The sequence below is a fragment of the Leifsonia sp. Leaf264 genome, from assembly GCF_001422325.1.
In the GTDB taxonomy this organism is placed as follows: Bacteria; Actinomycetota; Actinomycetes; order Actinomycetales; family Microbacteriaceae; genus Orlajensenia.
Genome location: NZ_LMMR01000004.1, coordinates 659,986 through 679,567, shown reverse-complemented (window position 1 = coordinate 679,567; position 19,582 = coordinate 659,986). Strand labels below are relative to the sequence as shown.

Below are 19,582 nucleotides of genomic sequence, written 5' to 3'. Positions count from 1 at the left end.
TCAGTCGTTATCACCGCCGGTCGAGCTCGACCCTGCCGGTGCCGATCCGGTCCACGACCACTCGGCGACCTCGGGGAGGTCCTCTCCGTGCTCGCGCGTGTACGCCTTGGCGCGGATGCGGGCATCCTGCATCTCCTGCCGCAGCATGCCCTCTCGAGCGGCGAGGCCGGGCACCCTGTCGATCACGTCGGTCACGAGGTGGAAGCGGTCCATGTCGTTCAGCATCACCATGTCGAACGGCGTGGTCGTGGTCCCTTCCTCCTTGAAGCCGCGCACGTGCAGGTTCGCGTGCCCAGAACGCCTGTACGTGAGGCGGTGGATGAGCCAGGGATAGCCGTGGTAGGCGAAGATGACGGGCTTGTCCGGGGTGAAGACGGCGTCGTACTCACGGTCCGAGAGCCCGTGCGGATGCTCCCCCTCGCTCTGCAGACGCATCAGGTCGACCACATTGACGACGCGCACGCGCAGGGACGGCACGCGCTCGCGGAGGATCTGTGCCGCGGCCAGGATCTCGACCGTCGGCACGTCACCGGCACAGGCGAGCACGACATCGGGCTGCTCACCGGCGACCTCCGTTCCCGCCCAGTCGAACAGGCCGAGGCCGCGGGTGCAGTGCTCGATCGCCGCGGGCATCGACAGCCAGTTCGGGCTCGGCTGCTTGCCGGCCACGACGACGTTGACGTAGTCGACCGATCGCAGGCAGTGGTCGTAGGTGGAGAGCAGCGTGTTGCCATCGAACGGCAGGTAGACGCGCACCACGTCGGCCTTCTTGTTCATGACGTGGTCGATGAAGCCCGGATCCTGGTGCGACGCGCCGTTGTGGTCCTGTCGCCAGACGTGGGAGCTGAGCAGGTAGTTCAGCGACGACACCGGGCTGCGCCACGGGATCGCCCGAGAGCTCTTCAACCACTTCGCGTGCTGGTTGAACATCGAGTCGACGATGTGGATGAACGCCTCGTACGAGTTCACGATGCCGTGGCGACCCGTGAGCAGGTAGCCCTCGAGCCAGCCCTGGCACTGGTGCTCGCTGAGCATCTCCATGACGCGGCCCGCCTTCGCGAGATGGTTGTCGTCGTCGATCGGCCAGCGCTCGGCGTTCCACTGCTTGTCCGTCACCTCGAACACGTCGGAGAGGCGGTTCGACGCCGTCTCGTCGGGGCCGAAGATGCGGAAGTTCGTCGGATTGTCACGGATGACGTCACGCAGCCAGGCTCCCAGCACCCGGGTGGCCTCTCCGATGGTGGCGCCCGGCTCCGGCACGTCGACCGCGTAGTCCCGGAAGTCCGGCAACCGCAGCGCCTTCCGCAGCAGCCCGCCGTTGGCGTGCGGGTTGGCGCTCATCCGCCGCTCACCGTCCGGCGCCATCGACACCACCGACGGCTCGGGCGCACCGGCCTCGTCGAACAACTCCTCCGGCCTGTAGGAGCGCATCCACTCCTCCAGGACGCGGGTGTGCTCTGGGGTGTCGCGGGCGTCGGCCAGGGGAACCTGGTGGGAACGCCAGTTGTCCTCTGCCGGATGCCCGTCGATGGTCGTCGGGCAGGTCCAGCCCTTGGGCGTGCGGAGGATCAGCATGGGCCAGGCCGGGCGCCCGTCGAGGGTGCCGTCGGCTGCGCTCCGCTTGATCTCGGCGATGCGGTCGAGGATCTCGTCGAGGATCCACGCCATGCGTTCGTGCACGGCGATGGGATCCTCGCCGTCGAAGCCGCCGGAGACGAGGTACGGCGTGTAACCGTAGCCGCGCATCAGCTCGAAGAGCTCCTCCTCGGGGATGCGGGCCAGCACCGTGGGGTTGGCGATCTTGTAGCCGTTGAGGTGCAGGATCGGCAGCACGACGCCGTCGGTGGCCGGATCGAGGAACTTGTTGGAGTGCCAGGCCGTGGCAAGCGGACCCGTCTCGGCCTCGCCGTCGCCGACGACGGCGGCGACGAGCAGCTGCGGGTTGTCGAATGCGGCGCCGTAGGCGTGCGAGAGGGCGTATCCGAGCTCACCGCCCTCGTGGATGGACCCGGGTGTCTCGGGGGCGGCATGGCTCGGGATGCCACCGGGGAAGGAGAACTGCCGGAACAGCCGGCGCAGTCCTTCCGCGGACTGGTCGATGTCGTTGTAGATCTCGCTGTAGGTGCCGTCGAGGTAGGCGTTCGCCACCATGCCCGGGCCGCCGTGGCCCGGTCCGGCGATGTACAGGGTGTCGAGGTCGCGCTCGCGGATCGCGCGATTGAGGTGCGCGTAGATGAAGTTGAGGCCGGGCGTGGTGCCCCAGTGGCCGAGCAGGCGCGGCTTGATGTGCTCCGGCGTCAGCGGTTCGCGCAGCAGGGGATTCGCCAACAGGTAGATCTGACCGACCGAGAGGTAGTTGGCCGCACGCCACCAGGCGTCGATGGCAGCGATGGTCTCGTCGGTGAGTGGCGAGTCCGACCTGGTCTTCCAGGTGTCGGCGGATGCTGCGCGTGCTGCCATGGGGATCCTCCGTCTGTCGGTTCCTCCATCCTAGGAACGCACGACGGGCCGGCGCGGAAATTATCCGCACCGGCCCGTCGAACAGCAGGGGAACGTCCCTACAGCACCTCGCCGACGATGTGCACGCGCACGTCGTTGGTGGTGCCGGGGATTCCGGGAGGGGATCCCGAGATGATGATGACCTTCTCGCCGATGGCGGCCTTGCCGGTCGAGGCGAGCACCTCGTCGACCTGGCTGACCATCTGGTCGGTGTGGGTCACCCGATCGACGACGAAGGACTCGACGCCCCAGTTCAGTGCCATGCGCCGACGGATCGCCGGGTCGGGCGTGAACGCCAGGATCGGGATCTTGTTGCGCAGGCGCGACATCCGTCGGACCGACTCACCGGACTCGGTGAAGACGCAGAGGTACTTGGCCTCGACGAAGTCGGCCACCTCGACGGCGGCGAGGGTGATGGCGCCGGCCTGGGTGCGCGGCTTGGTGCCGAGAGGCTGGATGCGGTCGAGACCGTGCAGCTCGGTGGACTCGACGATGCGGGCCATGGTCTGGACGGTGATGACCGGGTACTCTCCGACACTGGTCTCGCCACTGAGCATGACGGCGTCTGCTCCGTCGAGGATCGCGTTGGCGACATCGGAGGTCTCGGCGCGCGTGGGCACCGGGCTGTGGATCATCGACTCGAGCATCTGGGTCGCGACGATGACGGGCTTGGCCAGGCGGCGGGCGATCTCGACGGCGCGCTTCTGCACGATCGGCACGGCCTCGAGCGGGAGCTCGACGCCGAGGTCACCGCGGGCGACCATGATCGAGTCGAAGGCCTCCACGATCTCCTCGAGGTGATCGACGGCCTGCGGCTTCTCGATCTTCGCGACGACGGGGACGCGGCGTCCCTCCTCGTCCATGATCTCGTGCACGCGGATGATGTCGTCGGCGTTGCGCACGAACGACAGGGCGATGATGTCGGCGCCGAGCTTCAGGCCCCAGCGCAGGTCTGCCTCGTCCTTCTCGGACAGCGCGGGCACGTTGACCGCGACGCCGGGGAGGTTGATGCCCTTGTTGTTGGACACCGGGCCGGCGACGATGACCTTCGTGGTGACGACGGTGCCATCCGTCTCGACGACCTCGACGCGCACCTTGCCGTCGTCGATGAGGAGGAAGTCCCCGGCGGCGACGTCCTGGGGCAGGCCCTTGAAGGTCGTGCCGCAGATGTCCTTGTTTCCGATGATGTCTTCGGTGGTGATCTTGAAGATGTCGCCCTGGGCGAGCTCGTACGGTCCGCCCTCGAACTTGCCGAGACGGATCTTCGGGCCCTGCAGGTCGACGAGCACGGCGACGGCCTTGCCCGAGTCGTTGGCCGCCTTGCGGACGTTCTGATAGATGCCCTCGTGCACGTCATAGCTGCCGTGGCTCAGGTTCATCCGGCAGACGTCCACGCCGGCGTCGATGATCGCCCTGATGTTCTCGTAGCTCGACACTGCCGGGCCGAGTGTTGCGACGATTTTCGCGCGTCTCATGTGCGTTTCTACTCCGATTGTTGTGCAGCCCTTGTGGGGCCTCGTGAAAAGTCTTAGATCGTGAAGCCGCGGTCGGTCGGGCGTACTGGCGACGGCAGTTCAGTGCTTCCTTCAAGGTACCGGTCGACGGCTGCGGCCGCAGCCCGTCCCTCGGCGATGGCCCAGACGATGAGCGACTGTCCGCGACCGGCGTCGCCGGCCACGAAGACGCCGGAGTGCCCGGTGGCGTAGTCGCCGTCGCGCTCCACGTTGCCGCGTCCGTCGAAGGCCACGTCGAGCTGGGAACCGAGGTCCTGCTGCTCGGGACCGGTGAAGCCCATCGCGATGAGGACCAGGTCGGCCGGGATCTCACGCTCGGTGCCGGCCTTCGGCACCCGGCGTCCGTCGAGGTACTCGGTCTCGGCGACGCGCAGGGCGCGCACCTCTCCGGCCTCGTTCGAGAGGAACTCGACCGTCGATGCGAGGAACTGGCGGTTGCCGCCCTCTTCGTGCGCGCTCGAGATCTCGAAGACCGTGGGGTCCATCGGCCAGGGCTGGTGCTCGGGACGACCCGTCGACGGCTGCTTGCCGATGGCGAGGTTGGTGACGGATGCTGCGCCCTGGCGGTGCGCGGTGCCGATGCAGTCGGCACCGGTGTCGCCGCCGCCGATGACGATGACGTGCTTGTCCTCGGCGGTGATCTGGTCGCTGACCTTGTCGCCGGCACCCACGTGGTTGGACTGGGTGAGGTATTCCATGGCGAAGTGGATGCCGGACAGGTCGCGCCCGGGGATCGGCAGCTCGCGCGGGATCATCGCGCCCGTGGCGACGATGACGGCGTCGTAGCGACGGCGCAGCTCATCCCAGGTGATGTCGACTCCGATGTTGACGCCGGCGCGGAAGCGGGTGCCCTCGGCCGTCATCTGCTGGAGACGCTGGTCGATGTGACGCTTCTCCATCTTGAAGTCGGGGATGCCGTAGCGGAGCAGGCCGCCGATGCGGTCGTCGCGTTCGAACACGGCGACGGTGTGGCCGGCGCGCGTCAGCTGCTGGGCAGCGGCGAGACCGGCCGGACCGGATCCCACGACGGCGACGGTCTTGCCGGTCAGGCGTCCGGGCGGGTGCGGCTGCACCCAGCCGCTGGAGAACGCCTGGTCGATAATCGACACCTCGACCTGCTTGATGGTCACGGCCGGCTGGTTGATGCCCAGCACGCACGCGGACTCGCAGGGCGCCGGGCAGAGCCGACCCGTGAACTCCGGGAAGTTGTTGGTGGCGTGCAGACGCTCGATGGCGGCATGGCCCTCGCCGCGCCAGGTGAGGTCGTTCCACTCCGGGATGAGGTTGCCGAGCGGGCAGCCCTGATGGCAGAACGGCACTCCGCAGTCCATGCAGCGACCGGCCTGGCGTCGAAGCTGGGTGGCGTCACCCTGCTCGTACACCTCTTTCCAGTCCATGAGGCGCACCGGAACGGGGCGGCGGGCGGGCAGTTCGCGATCCGTGGTCTTGAGGAATCCCTTGGGGTCAGCCACCGGTCACCTCCGAGTCGTGAGTAAGCACAGGCGTGTCCAGACGATCGATTCGCTCAGCCACCAGTGACCTCCAGAATCCGTGTCCAGACGACGTCGCCGTCGGGGTCGAGCCCCTCGGCGACAGCCGTGTTGCGGGTTTCGAGCACCGCGGCGTAGTCGCGCGGAAGCACCTTCGTGAAGCGGGCGAGGGTCGCGTCGGGCTCCGCGAGCAGGCGCTCGGCGAGCACGGATCCCGTCTCGCTCGCGTGCCGGCGCAGGAGATCGAGCACGATCTCGCTGTCGGCGCTTCCGAGCGGCAGCAGGTCGAGCTCTCCCGAGGCGAGGGAGTCGAGGTTGACGCGCTCGCGGATGAGGTCGAACACGTAGGCCGTGCCGCCGGACATGCCGGCGCCGAGGTTGCGCCCGGTCTCTCCGAGGATGAGTGCGAGGCCACCGGTCATGTACTCGAGGGCGTGGTCTCCGACGCCCTCGACGACGGCGGTCGCTCCCGAGTTGCGCACCAAGAACCTCTCGCCGACCATGCCGCCGATGAACATCGCACCCTGCGTGGCCCCGTACCCGATCACGTTGCCGGCGATGACGTTGTGCTCGGCCTCGAAGGTCGAGCCTTCGGGGGTGCGCACGACGATCTGGCCTCCGGAGAGGCCCTTGCCGACGTAGTCGTTGGAGTCGCCGACGAGGCGCAGCGAGATGCCGCTCGGCAGGAAGGCGCCGAATGACTGGCCGGCCGATCCCGTCAGGGTGACAGAGATGGTGCCTGTCGGCAGTCCGTTCTCGCCGTGGCGCACGGTGACCTCGTGGCCGAGCATCGTGCCGACGGCCCGCTCCGTGTTGCGGATGGGCAGGGCGATCTCCACGGGGGAACCGTGATCGAGGGCGTCGGCACTCAGGCGGATGAGCTCGTTGTCGAAGTGCTTGTCGAGCTCGTGCTCCTGGCCGCGCGCGTTCTTGCGGGGCTCGGAGTCGGAGAAGTCGGGTCCGACGAGGATCGGGGCGAGGTCGAGTCCGGATGCCTTCCAGTGCTCGACGGCGTTGTCGACGTCGAGCAGGTCACGGCGTCCGATCGCCTCATCGAGGCTGCGCAGGCCGAGCTCGGCGAGGTACTCGCGCACCTCCTGCGCGATGAACTCGAAGAAGTTCACCACGTACTCGGCCTTGCCGCTGAAGCGCTCGCGCAGGACGGGGTTCTGCGTGGCCACGCCGACGGGGCAGGTGTCGAGGTGGCAGACGCGCATCATGATGCAGCCCTCGACGATGAGCGGGGCCGTTGCGAAGCCGAACTCCTCGGCGCCGAGCATGGCGCCGATCAGCACGTCGCGACCGGTCTTCAACTGTCCGTCGACCTGCACCACGACACGGTCGCGCATGCCGTTCAGCATCAGGGTCTGCTGGGTCTCGGCGAGGCCGAGCTCCCAGGGCGTTCCGGCGTGCTTCAGCGAGTTGACGGGGCTCGCTCCGGTTCCGCCGTCGTGACCGGAGACCAGGATGACGTCGGAGAGGGCCTTGGCGACTCCGGCCGCGACGGCGCCGATACCGGACTGGCTGACCAGCTTGGTGTGCACGCGCGCGCTCGGGTTGGACCGCTTGAGGTCGAAGATGAGCTGCTTGAGGTCTTCGATCGAGTAGATGTCGTGGTGAGGCGGCGGCGAGATGAGGCCGACGCCCGCTGTGCCGTGCCGGGTGCGCGCGATCCAGGGATAGACCTTGGTCGACGGCAGCTGCCCGCCCTCACCGGGCTTCGCACCCTGTGCGAGCTTGATCTGGAGGTCGGTGGCGTGGGTCAGGTACATGCTCGTGACGCCGAATCGACCTGACGCGACCTGCTTGATGGCGCTGCGGCGCTCGGGGTCGAGAAGGCGGTCGAGGTCCTCGCCGCCCTCGCCGGTGTTCGACTTGCCGCCGAGGCGGTTCATCGCGATGGCGAGGGTCTCGTGGGCCTCCTTGGAGATCGAGCCGTAGCTCATCGCTCCGGTGGAGAACCTCTTGACGATGGACGCGACGGATTCGACCTCGTCGATCGGCACCGGCGTGCGCTGGCCGCCGTTGAACTTGAACATCCCGCGCAGCGTCATGAGCTGCTCGGCCTGGTCGTCGACGAGCTTGGTGTACTCGCGGAAGATGTCGTAGCGGCGCGTACGCGTCGAGTGCTGCAGCCTGAACACAGTCTCGGGGTTGAACAGGTGCGGTGCGCCGTCGCGACGCCACTGGTACTCGCCGCCGGTCGCGAGGCGTTCGTGCGCCGTGGCGGCGGCATCCTCCGGGTAGGCGGCAGTGTGGCGGGCGAGGTTCTCGGCGGCGATCACGTCGATGCCGATGCCGCCGAGCTTCGACGTGGTACCGGTGAAGAACTCGGCGATGAACTCGTCGGACAGTCCGATGGCCTCGAAGGCCTGGGCGCCGGCGTAGGACGCCATGGTGGAGATGCCCATCTTCGACATGATCTTCAGGACACCCTTGCCGAGGGCCTTGATGACGTTCGCGACGGCCTTCTCGGGCGTGACGCCCTGCAGCACGCCGGACCGCACCAGGTTCTCGCTGGTCTCCATCGCGAGGTACGGGTTGACGGCGGATGCCCCGTAGCCGATGAGCAGCGCCACGTGGTGCACCTCGCGCACGTCGCCGGCCTCGACCAGCAGGCCGACCTTCATGCGGTTCTGCGCCCGGATGAGGTGGTGGTGCACGGCTGCGGTCATGAGCAGCGACGGGATGGGCGCGAGCTCCTTGGTGGAGTCGCGGTCGCTCAGCACGATGTACTCGGCTCCGTCGGCGATGGCCTCGTCGACCTCGTCGCACATGGCAGCCAGGCGGTCGCGCAGCGCCTCGGGGCCGGCATCCACCCTGTAGAGACCCTTGATGGTGGTCGCCGTGCGCGAGCCGGGGTTCGGATCGATGTGCTGGATCTTCGCGAGCTCGTCGTTGTCGATCACCGGGAACGTCAGGACGACCTGGCGAGCGTGCTCCGGGCCGGCACTGAGCAGGTTGCGCTCGGGGCCGACTGAGGTGCCGAGGGAGGTGACGACCTCTTCACGGATGCTGTCCAGCGGCGGGTTCGTCACCTGGGCGAACTGCTGGGTGAAGTAGTCGAAGATGAGCCGCGGCCGGTCCGACAGGACGGCGATGGGGGTGTCGGAGCCCATGGCACCGAGCGGCTCCGCCCCGTTCTTCGCCATCGGCGAGAGCAGGATGCGCACTTCTTCCTCGGTGTAGCCGAAGGTGCGCTGACGGCGGACGACGGATGCCGGCGGGTGCACGATGTGCTCGCGCTCGGGCAGGTCGGAGAGCCTGATGCGCTCGTCGGCGAGCCAGTCGCCCCACGGCTCGGATGCGGCGAGCTCGGCCTTGATCTCGTCGTCCTCGATGAGGCGGCCCGCCTCGGTGTCGACGAGGAACATGCGGCCGGGGCGCAGACGTCCCTTGCGCACGACCTTGGCCGGGTCGACGTCGATCACGCCGATCTCGCTGGCGAGCACGACGAGGCCGTCATCCGTCACCAGGAAGCGTCCGGGACGCAGGCCGTTGCGGTCGAGGGTGGCGCCGACGAGCGAGCCGTCGGTGAAGACGATCGCGGCCGGGCCGTCCCACGGCTCCATCAGCATGGAGTGGTACTCGTAGAAGGCGCGACGCTCCGGGTCGATCTCGGTCTGCTTCTCCCACGCCTCGGGCACCATCATCATGATGGCGTGCGGTAGGGAACGTCCGGTGAGCTGCAGGAGCTCGACGACCTCGTCGAACGACGCCGAGTCGCTGCCGCCGGGAGTGACGATCGGCAGCAGCGGCTGGATCGGGCCGAGCACCTCGGACTCGAGCTGCGACTGGCGCGCCCGCATCCAGTTGCGGTTGCCCTGGATCGTGTTGATCTCGCCGTTGTGGGCGATCATGCGGAACGGCTGCGCCAGCGGCCACGACGGGAAGGTGTTGGTGGAGTAGCGCGAGTGCACGAGGGCGAGCTTCGAGGCGAAACGCTCGTCGGAGAGGTCGGGGTAGAACGGCTCGAGTTGGAGCGTCGTGACCATGCCCTTGTAGACGAGGGTGCGGCTCGACAGCGACGCGAAGTAGACCTCGAGGTCCCGTTCGACGCGCTTGCGCAGCCTGAACGCCTGGCGCTCGAGGGCGAGGCCGCTGAGGCTGTCGCCGTTCTCGTCGGTCAGGGCGCTGGTGAGGAAGAGCTGCTGGATGGCCGGCATGGCGGCACGGGCGAGCGAGCCCACCTCGTCGGGGCGCACGGGGATCTCTCGCCAGCCGATGACGACGAGTCCCTCCTCCTGCGCGAACTGCGCGAGACGGCGCTTGACTTCGCTGCGGGCGGTCGGGTCCGTCGGCAGGAAGGCGTTTCCGACGGCGTAGCGGCCGACCTCGGGCAGCGCGAAGTCGGTGATGGCGCGCAGGAAGGCGTCGGGGATCTGCGTGATGATGCCCGCGCCGTCGCCGGTTCCGGCATCCGAACCGACAGCACCGCGGTGCTCGAGGTTGCGCAGGGCGTTCAGGGCGGTCTCGATGATGTCGTGACCGGCCGTGCCGCGCAGGGTCGCGACCATCGCGAGACCGCAGGCGTCCTTCTCGGCGGCCGGGTCGTAGAGACCCTGCCGCGCGGGGACCGCACTGAAACGTGAGAACACGGGTGTTACTGCCATGGAAACCGCCCTCAGGAAGCTATCGGAGGCGGGACGACGTCGGCCCGAAAGGAAACAAGTCGCGTACGTCCCCGGTGGGGATCCTGCCGCGAAGAGGACTGCGGGGTTGCCCGGACCTAAGCGCGCGAGCCGGTCGTGCTTGTGGCACCGGCGTCGCTCGAATCGATCACAGAGGCATCATCGCCAGGCTCGATCTCATCGGTTCCCTGCGAGTCTACCTCAGCGTCGTCGGCGTACTCGTCGCTGTCCTCCGGAGCGGTCCACTCCCGGCCGATGACGTACGGCGAGAGTTCCGTCCCGACGTGGCGACGGTTCTGCACGATGAGGATGACGAGGCCGAGCACGATGGCTCCCCATGCCGCCCAGACGTTGACGCGCACGCCGAGGAAGATCTCGCTCGGGTCGAGGCGGATGGTCTCCAGCGGCCAGCGGCCGAGACCGTACCAGATGAGGTAGAAGGCGAAGGCCTTTCCCCAGCGCATGGTGAAGCGACGCTCCAGGAACACGACGAGGACGATGATGCCGAGGATGTTCCACAGCATCTCGTAGAGGAACGTCGGCTGGAACAGGGTTCCCTCCGGGAGGCCGGCAGGCCAGGCGGGGTTGGTCGACTCGATCTCCAGGCCCCACGGCATCGTCGTCGGCTGGCCGAACAGCTCGTGGTTGAACCAGTTGCCGAGGCGTCCGAGGGCCTGGGCGGCGAGCAGGCCGGGCGCCAGCGCGTCGGCGAATGAGAGGAAGCGGATGCCGGTGATGCGGCAGGCGATCAGCACACCGATGGCGCCACCGATGAGGGCGCCGAAGATGGCACCGCCACCCTCCCAGATGGCCCAGATGGAGCCGGGCTGGAACGGGTTCCAGATGTTGGCGCCGGCGTAGAAGTAGTCGCCCGGGTGGGTGAACACGTGGTAGAGCCTGGCTCCGATGATTCCGAGCGGGACGGCCCACAGGGCGATGTCGAGCACGATGCCGGGCTCGGCGCCGCGCTTGGTGAGGCGGCGGCTGGTCCAGATGGTGGCGACGATGATGCCGGCCAGGATGCACAGCGCGTAGGCGTGGATCGTCAGGGTGGTGAACCCCAACGGGATCTGGAAACCATCCCAGGAGGGGCTGGGGATGCTCAGGGGTGCAGACACCGGACGACGTACCTTTCGTTGTGTTCTCTCGGCCGCGCTTCCCGCAGGAGGTCGCGCCGCTCGGTCACTTTACCGCAGCGGACTATGCGGGATTCCGCGTGCCGCTCGCCAGCTCGGCGGCCAGGGTGCCGACGGCCTCGATGCCGCCCTCGGCGAGGGCCTTGACCAGGGCGGAACCGACGATGGCGCCGTCGGCGTACTCGAGCACTTCGCGCACCTGGGCGGCCGTGGAGATGCCGATGCCGACGCAGGTGCTGGTGGCTCCGGCGTCGCGCAGGCGGCCGACGAGGGTGCGCGCGGCGGCGTCGACGTCGGCGCGGGCACCGGTGATGCCCATCGTGGAGACGGCATAGACGAATCCGCGGCTGGCGTCGACGGCCTGGCGCAGCCGCGCATCCGTCGACGAGGGAGCAGCGAGGAAGACCCTGTCGAGACCGGCGCGCTCCGAGGCGCTGAGCCAGGGCGCGGCCTCATCGGGGATCAGGTCGGGCGTGATGAGTCCGGCTCCCCCGGCTGCGGCGAGGCCGTCGGCGAAGCGGTCGACGCCGTACTGCACGACGGGGTTCCAGTAGGTCATGATGAGCACCGGTGCCGAGACCTGCTCGGTGATGGCCTTCACCGCCGTGAACCCGTCGCGCAGGCGGAAGCCGTCGGCCAACGCCCGCTGGGTGGCCGCCTGGATGACGGGGCCGTCCATCACGGGGTCGGAGTACGGCAGGCCCATCTCGAGCACGTCGACGCCGTTCTCCACGAGGGCGACGGCGGCATCGACCGATGCGCCGAGGCTCGGGAATCCAACGGGCAGGTACCCGACGAGGGCGCCGCTTCCGGCATCGACGCGGGTGCGGATCGCGGATGCCACAGGGCTGGTGGTCATGACTGCTCCGCTCCGGCGTCGATGAGGTCGAAGTACCGGCCGGCGGTCTCCATGTCCTTGTCGCCGCGACCCGACAGGTTCACCAGGATGACGGCATCCGGACCGAGCTCCTTGCCGAGCTCGATGGCGCCGGCGAGGGCGTGCGACGACTCGATGGCCGGGATGATGCCCTCGGTGCGGCTGAGGAGCCTGAGCGCGCTCATGGCGTCGGCATCCGTCACCGGGCGATACTGCGCCCGTCCGATGGCCGAGAGCCAGGAGTGCTCGGGTCCGACGCCGGGGTAGTCGAGGCCTGCCGAGATCGAGTGCGACTCGATGGTCTGGCCGTCCTCGTCCTGCAGCAGGAAGCTGCGGGCGCCGTGCAGCACGCCCGGCTTGCCCTTGGTGATGGTGGCGGCGTGGCGTGGCGTCTCGACGCCCTCTCCCCCGGCCTCGAAGCCGTAGAGCGCCACGTCGGTGTCGTCGAGGAAGGCGTGGAAGATGCCGATGGCGTTCGAGCCGCCGCCGACGCACGCCGCGACAGCCGTCGGCAGGGCGCCCGTGCGTGCGAGCACCTGGGCGCGTGCCTCCTCGCCGATGATCTTCTGGAAGTCGCGCACCATCGCGGGGAACGGATGCGGACCCGCCACGGTTCCGAAGATGTAGTTGGTGTGCTCGACATTGGTGACCCAGTCGCGCATGGCCTCGTTGATCGCATCCTTCAGGGTGCGCGATCCGGCGGTCACCGGGATGACCTCGGCGCCCAGCAGGCGCATGCGCGCCACGTTGAGGGCCTGGCGCTCGGTGTCGACCTCGCCCATGTAGATGACGCAGTCGAGGCCGAACAGGGCGGCGGCCGTTGCCGTGGCGACGCCGTGCTGGCCGGCGCCGGTCTCGGCGATGACGCGGGTCTTGCCGATGCGCCGGGTGAGCAGGGCCTGTCCGAGCACGTTGTTGATCTTGTGCGAGCCCGTGTGGTTGAGGTCTTCGCGCTTGAGGATGATGCGCGCGCCGCCGGCATGCTCGGCGAAGCGCGGCACCTCGGTGATGAGGGACGGACGGCCGACGTAGTTGACGAGGAGATCGGTCAGTTCGGCCGTGAACTCGGGGTCGAGCTTGGCGAGCTCGTACGCCTCGGAGAGCTCGTCCAGCGCTGCGATGAGCGACTCGGGGACGAAGCGTCCGCCGAAATCACCGAAGTAGGGGCCTTCTTCAGAACGGAGGGACATCGTGTTCACACCTGCAGGAAGTCGTGGAGCGTGGATTCCGGATCGCCGTGGGTGACGAGAGCCTCGCCGACGAGGACGACGTCGGCGCCGGCGGCGCGGTAGTGCGCGACATCGTCGACGGTCTTGACGGCGGATTCGGCGACGCGGATGACGCCGTCGGGCATGGATGGGGCGAGCCGGCCGAACAGGTCGCGATCGAGTTCGAAGGTCGAGAGGTCCCTGGCGTTGACCCCGATGAGTCCGGCGCCGAGGTCGATCGCCCGCGAGAGCTCATCGGCGCTGTGCGTCTCGACGAGCGCCATCATGCCGAGCTCGCCGATGAGGGCGTGCAGTTCGGCGAGCACCGGCTGGTCGAGCGCGGCCACGATGAGCAGCACGAGGTCGGCGCCGGCGGCACGCGCCTCGAACACCTGGTAGGCGGTGCCGATGAAGTCCTTGCGGAGCACGGGGATGCGGACGGCGGCGCGCACGGCCTCGAGATCGGCGAGCGATCCGCCGAAGCGGCGCTCCTCGGTCAGCACGCTGATGGCCGAGGCTCCGCCGCGCTCGTACGACAGCGCCAGGGCAGCGGGATCGGCGATGGCGGCGAGCGAGCCACGTGAGGGGCTCGCTCGTTTTACCTCGGCGATGATGCGGACGGCATCCGTCGGGGCGAGAGCAGCGGCGACGTCGAGCGCAGGCGTTCGCGCGAGGGCGGCCTGCTCCACGACGGCCAGCGGCAGTTCGCCGCGGCGCCGTTCGGAATCCTCGATCGATCCGCTCGTCAGAGCGGTCAGCAGGTTCAGTGTTCTCTCACCGTGGTCTTCGAGCCGCCGACGCCGTAGCCGGCGCGGGCGAGGACCCAGCCGACGATGGCACCGATCACGAGGAGCACGACGGAGGCCCAGACAACCCAGACGGCCTCGAAGAAGAAGGCGATAGTGCCGATGGTGAAGGCGACCAGCATGATGATGACAGCGGTCCAGGCGGCCGGCGAATGTCCGTGTCCGGGTTCGACAGTCTCTGTACTCATGGTTCTCCTCGCAGGGGTTGGGGTGCGCTGGAAGTCTATCGGGTGGCGGGGCCGGCGTCGGGCTCCGCCGTCGGGTCGTCGCCGCGCGAGAGCTCGTCCCACTCGTCGACGGCACGGTCCTTCGCGCTCACCTCGGTGCCCTCGAGGCGCACGGCCTGGTACTTGCGGGCCGACCCCGGCCACTGGCGGGTGGTGACGAGCACGCCGAGGGAGCCGATGACGATGACGATGCCGGCGACGAGCGCCACGACGGGCCAGGCCGTGCTCGAGACCGCTCCCACGAGGGCGTGGACGGAGTCCGACCCTGACACGCCTGTCGCGGCGGTGACGACGGATGCTCCCGCCGCGACGGGGTCGCCGAGGGCGAGCGCCGTCGAGAGGATCAGGCTGCCGCCCAGCAGCAGGCCCAGCACGCCCAGCACGATCCGGATGAGCGGCCCGGCTATGGCCAAGGCCGCGGCCAGGGCGAGGGCGGCGAAGGCGAGGGCGCTGAGGGCCGGTGCCGCGACGGCGCCGCTGACGGCGAGCTCGGTGCTCCCACCGGCGCCCGAGGTCACCGTGAGGGTGAACCACTGCTGGGTCGCTGCGAGCAGCGCGAGAGCCGCCCCGACGATCACGACGAGGATGACCTTGTACTTGGGCTTCTGCATCACGCGGACCCCGTCACCGAGCGACGCGGCCTCACTGCGACACCCGGGTCATGGCGTTGGCTATGGCCACGGCACGCAGCGGGGCGGCCGCCTTGTTGCGCGACTCCTCGTACTCCGTCGCGGGGTCGGAGTCGGCGACCAGTCCCGCGCCGGCCTGGACATGGGCGACACCGTCGGCAATGACGGCCGTGCGGATGGCGATGGCCAGATCGGCGTCGCCGCCGAAGCCGAAGTAGCCGACCACCCCGCCGTAGACACCGCGCTGGGCCGGCTCCAACTCATCGATGATCTCGAGCGCGCGGGGCTTGGGAGCTCCGGACAGGGTTCCGGCGGGGAATGTGGCGCGGAAGGCGTCGATCGCCGTCTTCCCGGGCGCCAGATCGCCCTCGACGGAGGACACGATGTGCATGATGTGGCTGAAGCGCTCGACGCGCATGAACTCGGTCACCTCCACGGTGCCGGCCGTGCACACCCTCGAGAGGTCGTTGCGGGCGAGGTCGACGAGCATGAGGTGCTCGGCGCGCTCCTTGGCATCGGCCAGCAGTTCCTTCTCGAGGTCGGCGTCCTCCTCGGGGTTCGCGCCTCGCGGGCGGGATCCGGCGATCGGATGCGTGAACGTGCGGCCGTCCTGCACCTTGACCAGCGACTCGGGCGATGAGCCCACGATCCAGTACGGGTCCCCTGCGGCGCTCTCGAGGCTGAGCAGGTACATGTACGGGCTCGGGTTCAGGCTGCGGAGCACCCTGTAGACGTCGAGGGGGTGAGCCTCGGCCGGGTGATCGAAGCGCTGCGAGACGACCACCTGGAAGACGTCGCCCTCGCGCACGTAGTGCTTCGACTTCTCCACGGCGTCCTCGTAGTCCGCACGGGGCACCCTGTGCTGCGGGTGCGCCGGCGTCGACAGGTCGACGAGGGCGAGCGCGGGCTCCGATGGGGCCGCAAGGGCGACCTGGAGGGCGTCGAGGCGGGCCTGCGCGTCGGACCAGGCCGCATCCGTCGTCGTCTCGCCGTCGTTCAGCACGCTCGCGATCAGCGAGACCGTGCCGAAGCGGTGGTCGAGCACGACGAGGTCGGCGACGAAGGCGAAGGCCTGGCCGGGAACCTCGAAATCGGCCGGTGGGCGGTTCGGCAGGTGCTCGAGCTGGCGCACGGCCTCCCAGCCGATGAAGCCGACGAGGCCGCCGGTGAGCGGCGGGTGGCCGTCGACCGGTGCCGTCTGCCAGCGCGTGTAGACCTGGCCGAGCACCTCCAGCGGGGCGAGGCCCGAGACATCGCCGAGGATGCGTTCGGCCGTCTCGGAGGCGTCGATCCAGCGCACGTCATCGCCGTCCTGGGTCAGGACGCCGAAGGAGTTCACCCCGACGAAGGAGTACCGCGACCAGATGCCTCCCTGCTCGGCCGACTCCAGCAGGAAGCTGCCCGGGCGTCCGCCAGTGAGCTTGCGGTAGATGGCGACGGGCGACTCGGCGTCGGCGAACAGCTCGCGGATGACCGGGATGACGCGGTGGTCTGCCGTGAGGGCGTCGAAGTCCTCACGGGTGGTCGTGGCCGTGGAGCCGGTCATGATGCCTCCGGGTTCTCGTTCACCGGCGCGGATGCCGTCACCGGACGCAGCGGGTCGACGTCGAAGCAGCTGTGCTCGCCCGTGTGGCAGGCGGCACCGATCTGCTCCACCTGCACGAGCAGCGTGTCGGCGTCGCAGTCGAGGGCGGCACCGCGCACGTACTGGGCGTGGCCGGAGGTGTCGCCCTTGCGCCAGTACTCCTGGCGCGAGCGCGACCAGAAGGTGACCCGACCCTCGGTGAGGGTACGGCGCAGCGCCTCGGCGTCCATCCAGCCGAGCATGAGCACCTCGCGACTGTCCCACTGCTGGATGACGGCCGGCAGCAGGCCGTCGGTGCCGAATGTCGTGCGGGCGAGGATCGCGTCGACGTCGCTGCTTCGGTCTGTCGTGCTCATGTGCGAACCACCACTCCCTCTCGTGCGAGTTCCTGCTTGACCTGGCCGACGGTGAGGAGGCCGTCGTGGAAGACGCTCGCGGCGAGCACGGCATCCGCCCCGGCCTCGATCGCCGGGGCGAAGTGCTCCAACGCGCCGGCTCCCCCGGAGGCGATGACCGGAACGCTGCTGAGGGAGCGCATGGCCCGCACCAGCTCGAGGTCGAAGCCCTGCTTCGTTCCGTCGGCGTCGATGGAGTTGACCAGCAGCTCGCCGGCGCCGAGCTCGATGGCGCGCTGCGCCCACTCGAGGGCGTCGAGCTCGGTCTCGGTGCGACCGCCGTGAGTGGTGACGACGAATCCCGACGGCGTCACGGAGCTGCGCTTCACGTCGAGCGAGAGGACGAGCACCTGGGCTCCGAAGCGGTCGGCGATCTCGCCGATCAGTTCGGGGCGACGGATGGCGGCGCTGTTCACGCCGATCTTGTCGGCCCCGCAGGCGAGCAGACGCGCGACGTCATCGGTGCTGCGCACCCCGCCGCCCACGGTGAGCGGGATGAAGACCTGTTCCGCCGTGCGCTCGACGATGTCGTAGGTCGTCGACCTGTCGTCCACCGTGGCAGTGACGTCGAGGAAGGTGATCTCGTCGGCACCCTGCTCGTAGTAGGTGCGCGCGAGCTCGACGGGATCGCCGGCATCGCGCAGGTTCAGGAAGTTGACGCCCTTGACGACACGGCCGGCGGCCACGTCGAGGCACGGGATGACGCGCACGGAGAGTGACATGGCCGGGCCCCTAAAGACGTGCGGCGTGGATCGTCGTGACGAGGATGGCGCGAGCGCCGAGCTCGTAGAGCGCGTCCATCACGTTGTTGGTGTCATCGCGCGGGATCATCACGCGCACGGCGACCCAGTCCGGATCGTGCAGCGGTGAGATGGTCGGCGACTCGAAGCCCGGGGCCAGCGCCGTGGCCTGCACGAGCAGCCGCGCCGGAACGTCGTAGTCCATGAGCACGTAGCGGCGGGCCACGAGCACGCCCTGCAGGCGGCGGAGCAGTGTGGCAGTTCCCGGCTTCTCATCCGGCGAGCTGATGAGCACCGCCGTCGATTCCAGGATGACGGGACCGAAGACCGAGAGACCGGCCTTCCGGAGGGTCGTGCCGGTCTCGACGACGTCGGCGATGGCATCCGCCACCCCGAGACGCACCGCGGATTCGACGGCCCCGTCGAGAGTGACGAGCTTGGCCGAGATGCCGTGGCGCTCGAGGAACTCGCCCACCAGGATCGGGTAGCTGGTGGCGATGCGCACGCCATCGAGGTCGCCGAGTTCGGTGAAGTGCTCGGCGGGTCCGGCGAAGCGGAAGGTGGAACGCGCGAACTCGAGTTCGGCCGTCTCCGTCGCCGACGAACCGGAGTCGATCAGCAGGTCGCGACCGGTGATGCCCACGTCGAGGGCTCCGGATCCGACGTAGGTGGCGATGTCACGCGGACGGAGGTAGAAGAACTCGACGCCGTTGCGCTCGTCGACGATGTGGAGTTCCTTGGCGTCGCGACGACCGGCGTAGCCGGCCTCGGACAGCATGTCGGCGGCGGTCTCCGACAGCGAGCCCTTGTTGGGCACTGCGATTCTCAGCATGGTGATGGGGTCTTCCGATGGGTCAGGCGATACGGGTAGGGACATCTGGCGAACTCGCGTTCACAGATGTCGGTACACGTCGGCCGGTGTCAGACCCTTCGCGACCATGAGCACCTGGAGGTGGTAGACCAGCTGTGAGATCTCCTCGGCGGTCTCCTCGTCGGACTGGTACTCGGCGGCCATCCAGACCTCGGCGGCCTCCTCGACGATCTTCTTGCCGATGGCGTGCACGCCGGCGTCGAGCTCGCGCACGGTGCCGGAGCCCTCGGGGCGCGTCTGCGCCTTCGTCGAGAGCTCGGCGAACAGTTCGTCGAAAGTCTTCACGGCATCCACGGTACTAGTGCCTGTGCACGTGTGACGCCGCGGCGGCACGAAGGGAGACGATCTCGTCGTCGGGGACGGCGGCGTTGAAGACGGCCGAGCCGGCCACGAAGGTGTCGGCACCGGCCTCGGCGGCGATCAGGATCGTCTCGGCCGTGATGCCGCCGTCGACCTGCAGCCAGACGTCGGCGCCGGTGCGACTGACGGCATCCGCGAGACGACTGAGCTTGGGCATGGTCGACGGCATGAAGCTCTGGCCGCCGAACCCGGGCTCGACCGTCATCACCAGGATCTGGTCGAACTCGTGCAGCATCTCGAGGTAGGGCTCGACCGGAGTGCCCGGCTTGAGCGCGAGACCAGCTCTGGCGCCGCGCTCACGCAGGGCGCGGGCGATGGCGACGGGTTCGCGGGCGGCCTCGGCGTGGAAGGTGACCGAGAACGCACCGGCCTCGGCATAGCCGGGGGCCCACCGATCGGGGTCGTCGATCATGAGATGCACGTCGAGTGGGAGCGGAGACACCTCCTGCAGTCGCGTGGCCATCTGGAGGCCGAAGGTGAGGTTCGGCACGAAGTGGTTGTCCATGATGTCGACGTGCACTGCATCCGCATTCCGGATGCGGCCGAGCTCGCTCTCGAGGTTGGCGAAGTCGGCGGAGAGGATGCTCGGATTGATCCTGGCGGGCATGGGGTCC

Annotated in this window: 16 protein-coding genes; all 16 read right to left on the bottom strand. The window is 68.8% G+C overall.

Annotated features, from left to right (window positions below; translation table 11 throughout):
• The 16 genes from ASF30_RS08565 to rpe all read right to left on the bottom strand — a co-directional run bounded on the left by ASF30_RS08565 (position 1) and on the right by rpe (position 19,575).
• On the bottom strand, positions 1 to 2,460 hold the full coding sequence (locus tag ASF30_RS08565; protein ID WP_055904555.1) for a phosphoketolase family protein: 2,460 nt from the start codon (positions 2,458 to 2,460) through the stop codon (positions 1 to 3).
• A 98-nt stretch (positions 2,461 to 2,558) separates the two neighbouring features.
• Positions 2,559 to 3,974, bottom strand: a complete 1,416-nt coding sequence (gene pyk / locus ASF30_RS08560; protein ID WP_055904552.1) for a pyruvate kinase — start codon at positions 3,972 to 3,974, stop codon at positions 2,559 to 2,561.
• A gap of 53 nt (positions 3,975 to 4,027) precedes the next feature.
• Positions 4,028 to 5,485, bottom strand: a complete 1,458-nt coding sequence (locus tag ASF30_RS08555) for a glutamate synthase subunit beta (protein ID WP_055904549.1) — start codon at positions 5,483 to 5,485, stop codon at positions 4,028 to 4,030.
• 53 nt (positions 5,486 to 5,538) lie between these two features.
• Positions 5,539 to 10,116 (bottom strand): glutamate synthase large subunit, encoded by a 4,578-nt coding sequence (gene gltB, locus ASF30_RS08550; RefSeq protein ID WP_055904546.1) that lies wholly within the window; start codon positions 10,114 to 10,116, stop codon positions 5,539 to 5,541.
• 116 nt (positions 10,117 to 10,232) lie between these two features.
• The gene (gene lgt, locus ASF30_RS08545; protein WP_055904543.1) at positions 10,233 to 11,252 is read right to left on the bottom strand and encodes a prolipoprotein diacylglyceryl transferase; all 1,020 of its coding nucleotides are present in this window, start codon (positions 11,250 to 11,252) and stop codon (positions 10,233 to 10,235) included.
• Between the two features lie 82 nt (positions 11,253 to 11,334).
• Positions 11,335 to 12,129, bottom strand: coding sequence for a tryptophan synthase subunit alpha (gene trpA / locus ASF30_RS08540; protein WP_055904540.1), 795 nt, complete (start codon positions 12,127 to 12,129; stop codon positions 11,335 to 11,337).
• Positions 12,126 to 13,337: a tryptophan synthase subunit beta gene (gene trpB / locus ASF30_RS08535; RefSeq protein WP_055904883.1), complete on the bottom strand. Its 1,212-nt coding sequence runs from the start codon at positions 13,335 to 13,337 to the stop codon at positions 12,126 to 12,128. The genes trpA and trpB overlap by 4 nt, the downstream gene beginning before the upstream one ends.
• 5 nt (positions 13,338 to 13,342) lie before the next feature.
• Positions 13,343 to 14,116, bottom strand: coding sequence for an indole-3-glycerol phosphate synthase TrpC (gene trpC, locus ASF30_RS08530; protein WP_055904880.1), 774 nt, complete (start codon positions 14,114 to 14,116; stop codon positions 13,343 to 13,345).
• A 2-nt stretch (positions 14,117 to 14,118) separates the two neighbouring features.
• A complete protein-coding gene (locus tag ASF30_RS08525; RefSeq protein ID WP_055904878.1) occupies positions 14,119 to 14,349 on the bottom strand; it encodes a DUF6704 family protein in 231 nt (76 codons plus the stop codon).
• A gap of 35 nt (positions 14,350 to 14,384) precedes the next feature.
• Positions 14,385 to 14,999, bottom strand: coding sequence for a Trp biosynthesis-associated membrane protein (locus ASF30_RS08520; protein WP_055904537.1), 615 nt, complete (start codon positions 14,997 to 14,999; stop codon positions 14,385 to 14,387).
• A 31-nt stretch (positions 15,000 to 15,030) separates the two neighbouring features.
• A complete protein-coding gene (locus ASF30_RS08515) occupies positions 15,031 to 16,563 on the bottom strand; it encodes an anthranilate synthase component I (RefSeq protein WP_055904534.1) in 1,533 nt (510 codons plus the stop codon).
• Complete coding sequence (gene hisI, locus ASF30_RS08510; protein ID WP_055904531.1) at positions 16,560 to 16,958, bottom strand: phosphoribosyl-AMP cyclohydrolase; 399 nt, start codon at positions 16,956 to 16,958, stop codon at positions 16,560 to 16,562. Before hisI ends, ASF30_RS08515 begins: the two co-directional genes overlap by 4 nt.
• Positions 16,955 to 17,719, bottom strand: coding sequence for an imidazole glycerol phosphate synthase subunit HisF (hisF, locus tag ASF30_RS08505; RefSeq protein ID WP_055904528.1), 765 nt, complete (start codon positions 17,717 to 17,719; stop codon positions 16,955 to 16,957). Before hisF ends, hisI begins: the two co-directional genes overlap by 4 nt.
• Positions 17,720 to 17,729: 10 nt before the next feature.
• Positions 17,730 to 18,569, bottom strand: a complete 840-nt coding sequence (hisG, locus tag ASF30_RS08500) for an ATP phosphoribosyltransferase (protein ID WP_055904526.1) — start codon at positions 18,567 to 18,569, stop codon at positions 17,730 to 17,732.
• 60 nt (positions 18,570 to 18,629) lie between these two features.
• Entirely contained in the window at positions 18,630 to 18,893 is a 264-nt protein-coding gene (locus ASF30_RS08495; protein WP_055904524.1) for a phosphoribosyl-ATP diphosphatase, read from the bottom strand.
• A gap of 13 nt (positions 18,894 to 18,906) precedes the next feature.
• Positions 18,907 to 19,575, bottom strand: coding sequence for a ribulose-phosphate 3-epimerase (gene rpe / locus ASF30_RS08490; protein WP_055904521.1), 669 nt, complete (start codon positions 19,573 to 19,575; stop codon positions 18,907 to 18,909).
• Positions 19,576 to 19,582: the final 7 nt, after the last annotated feature.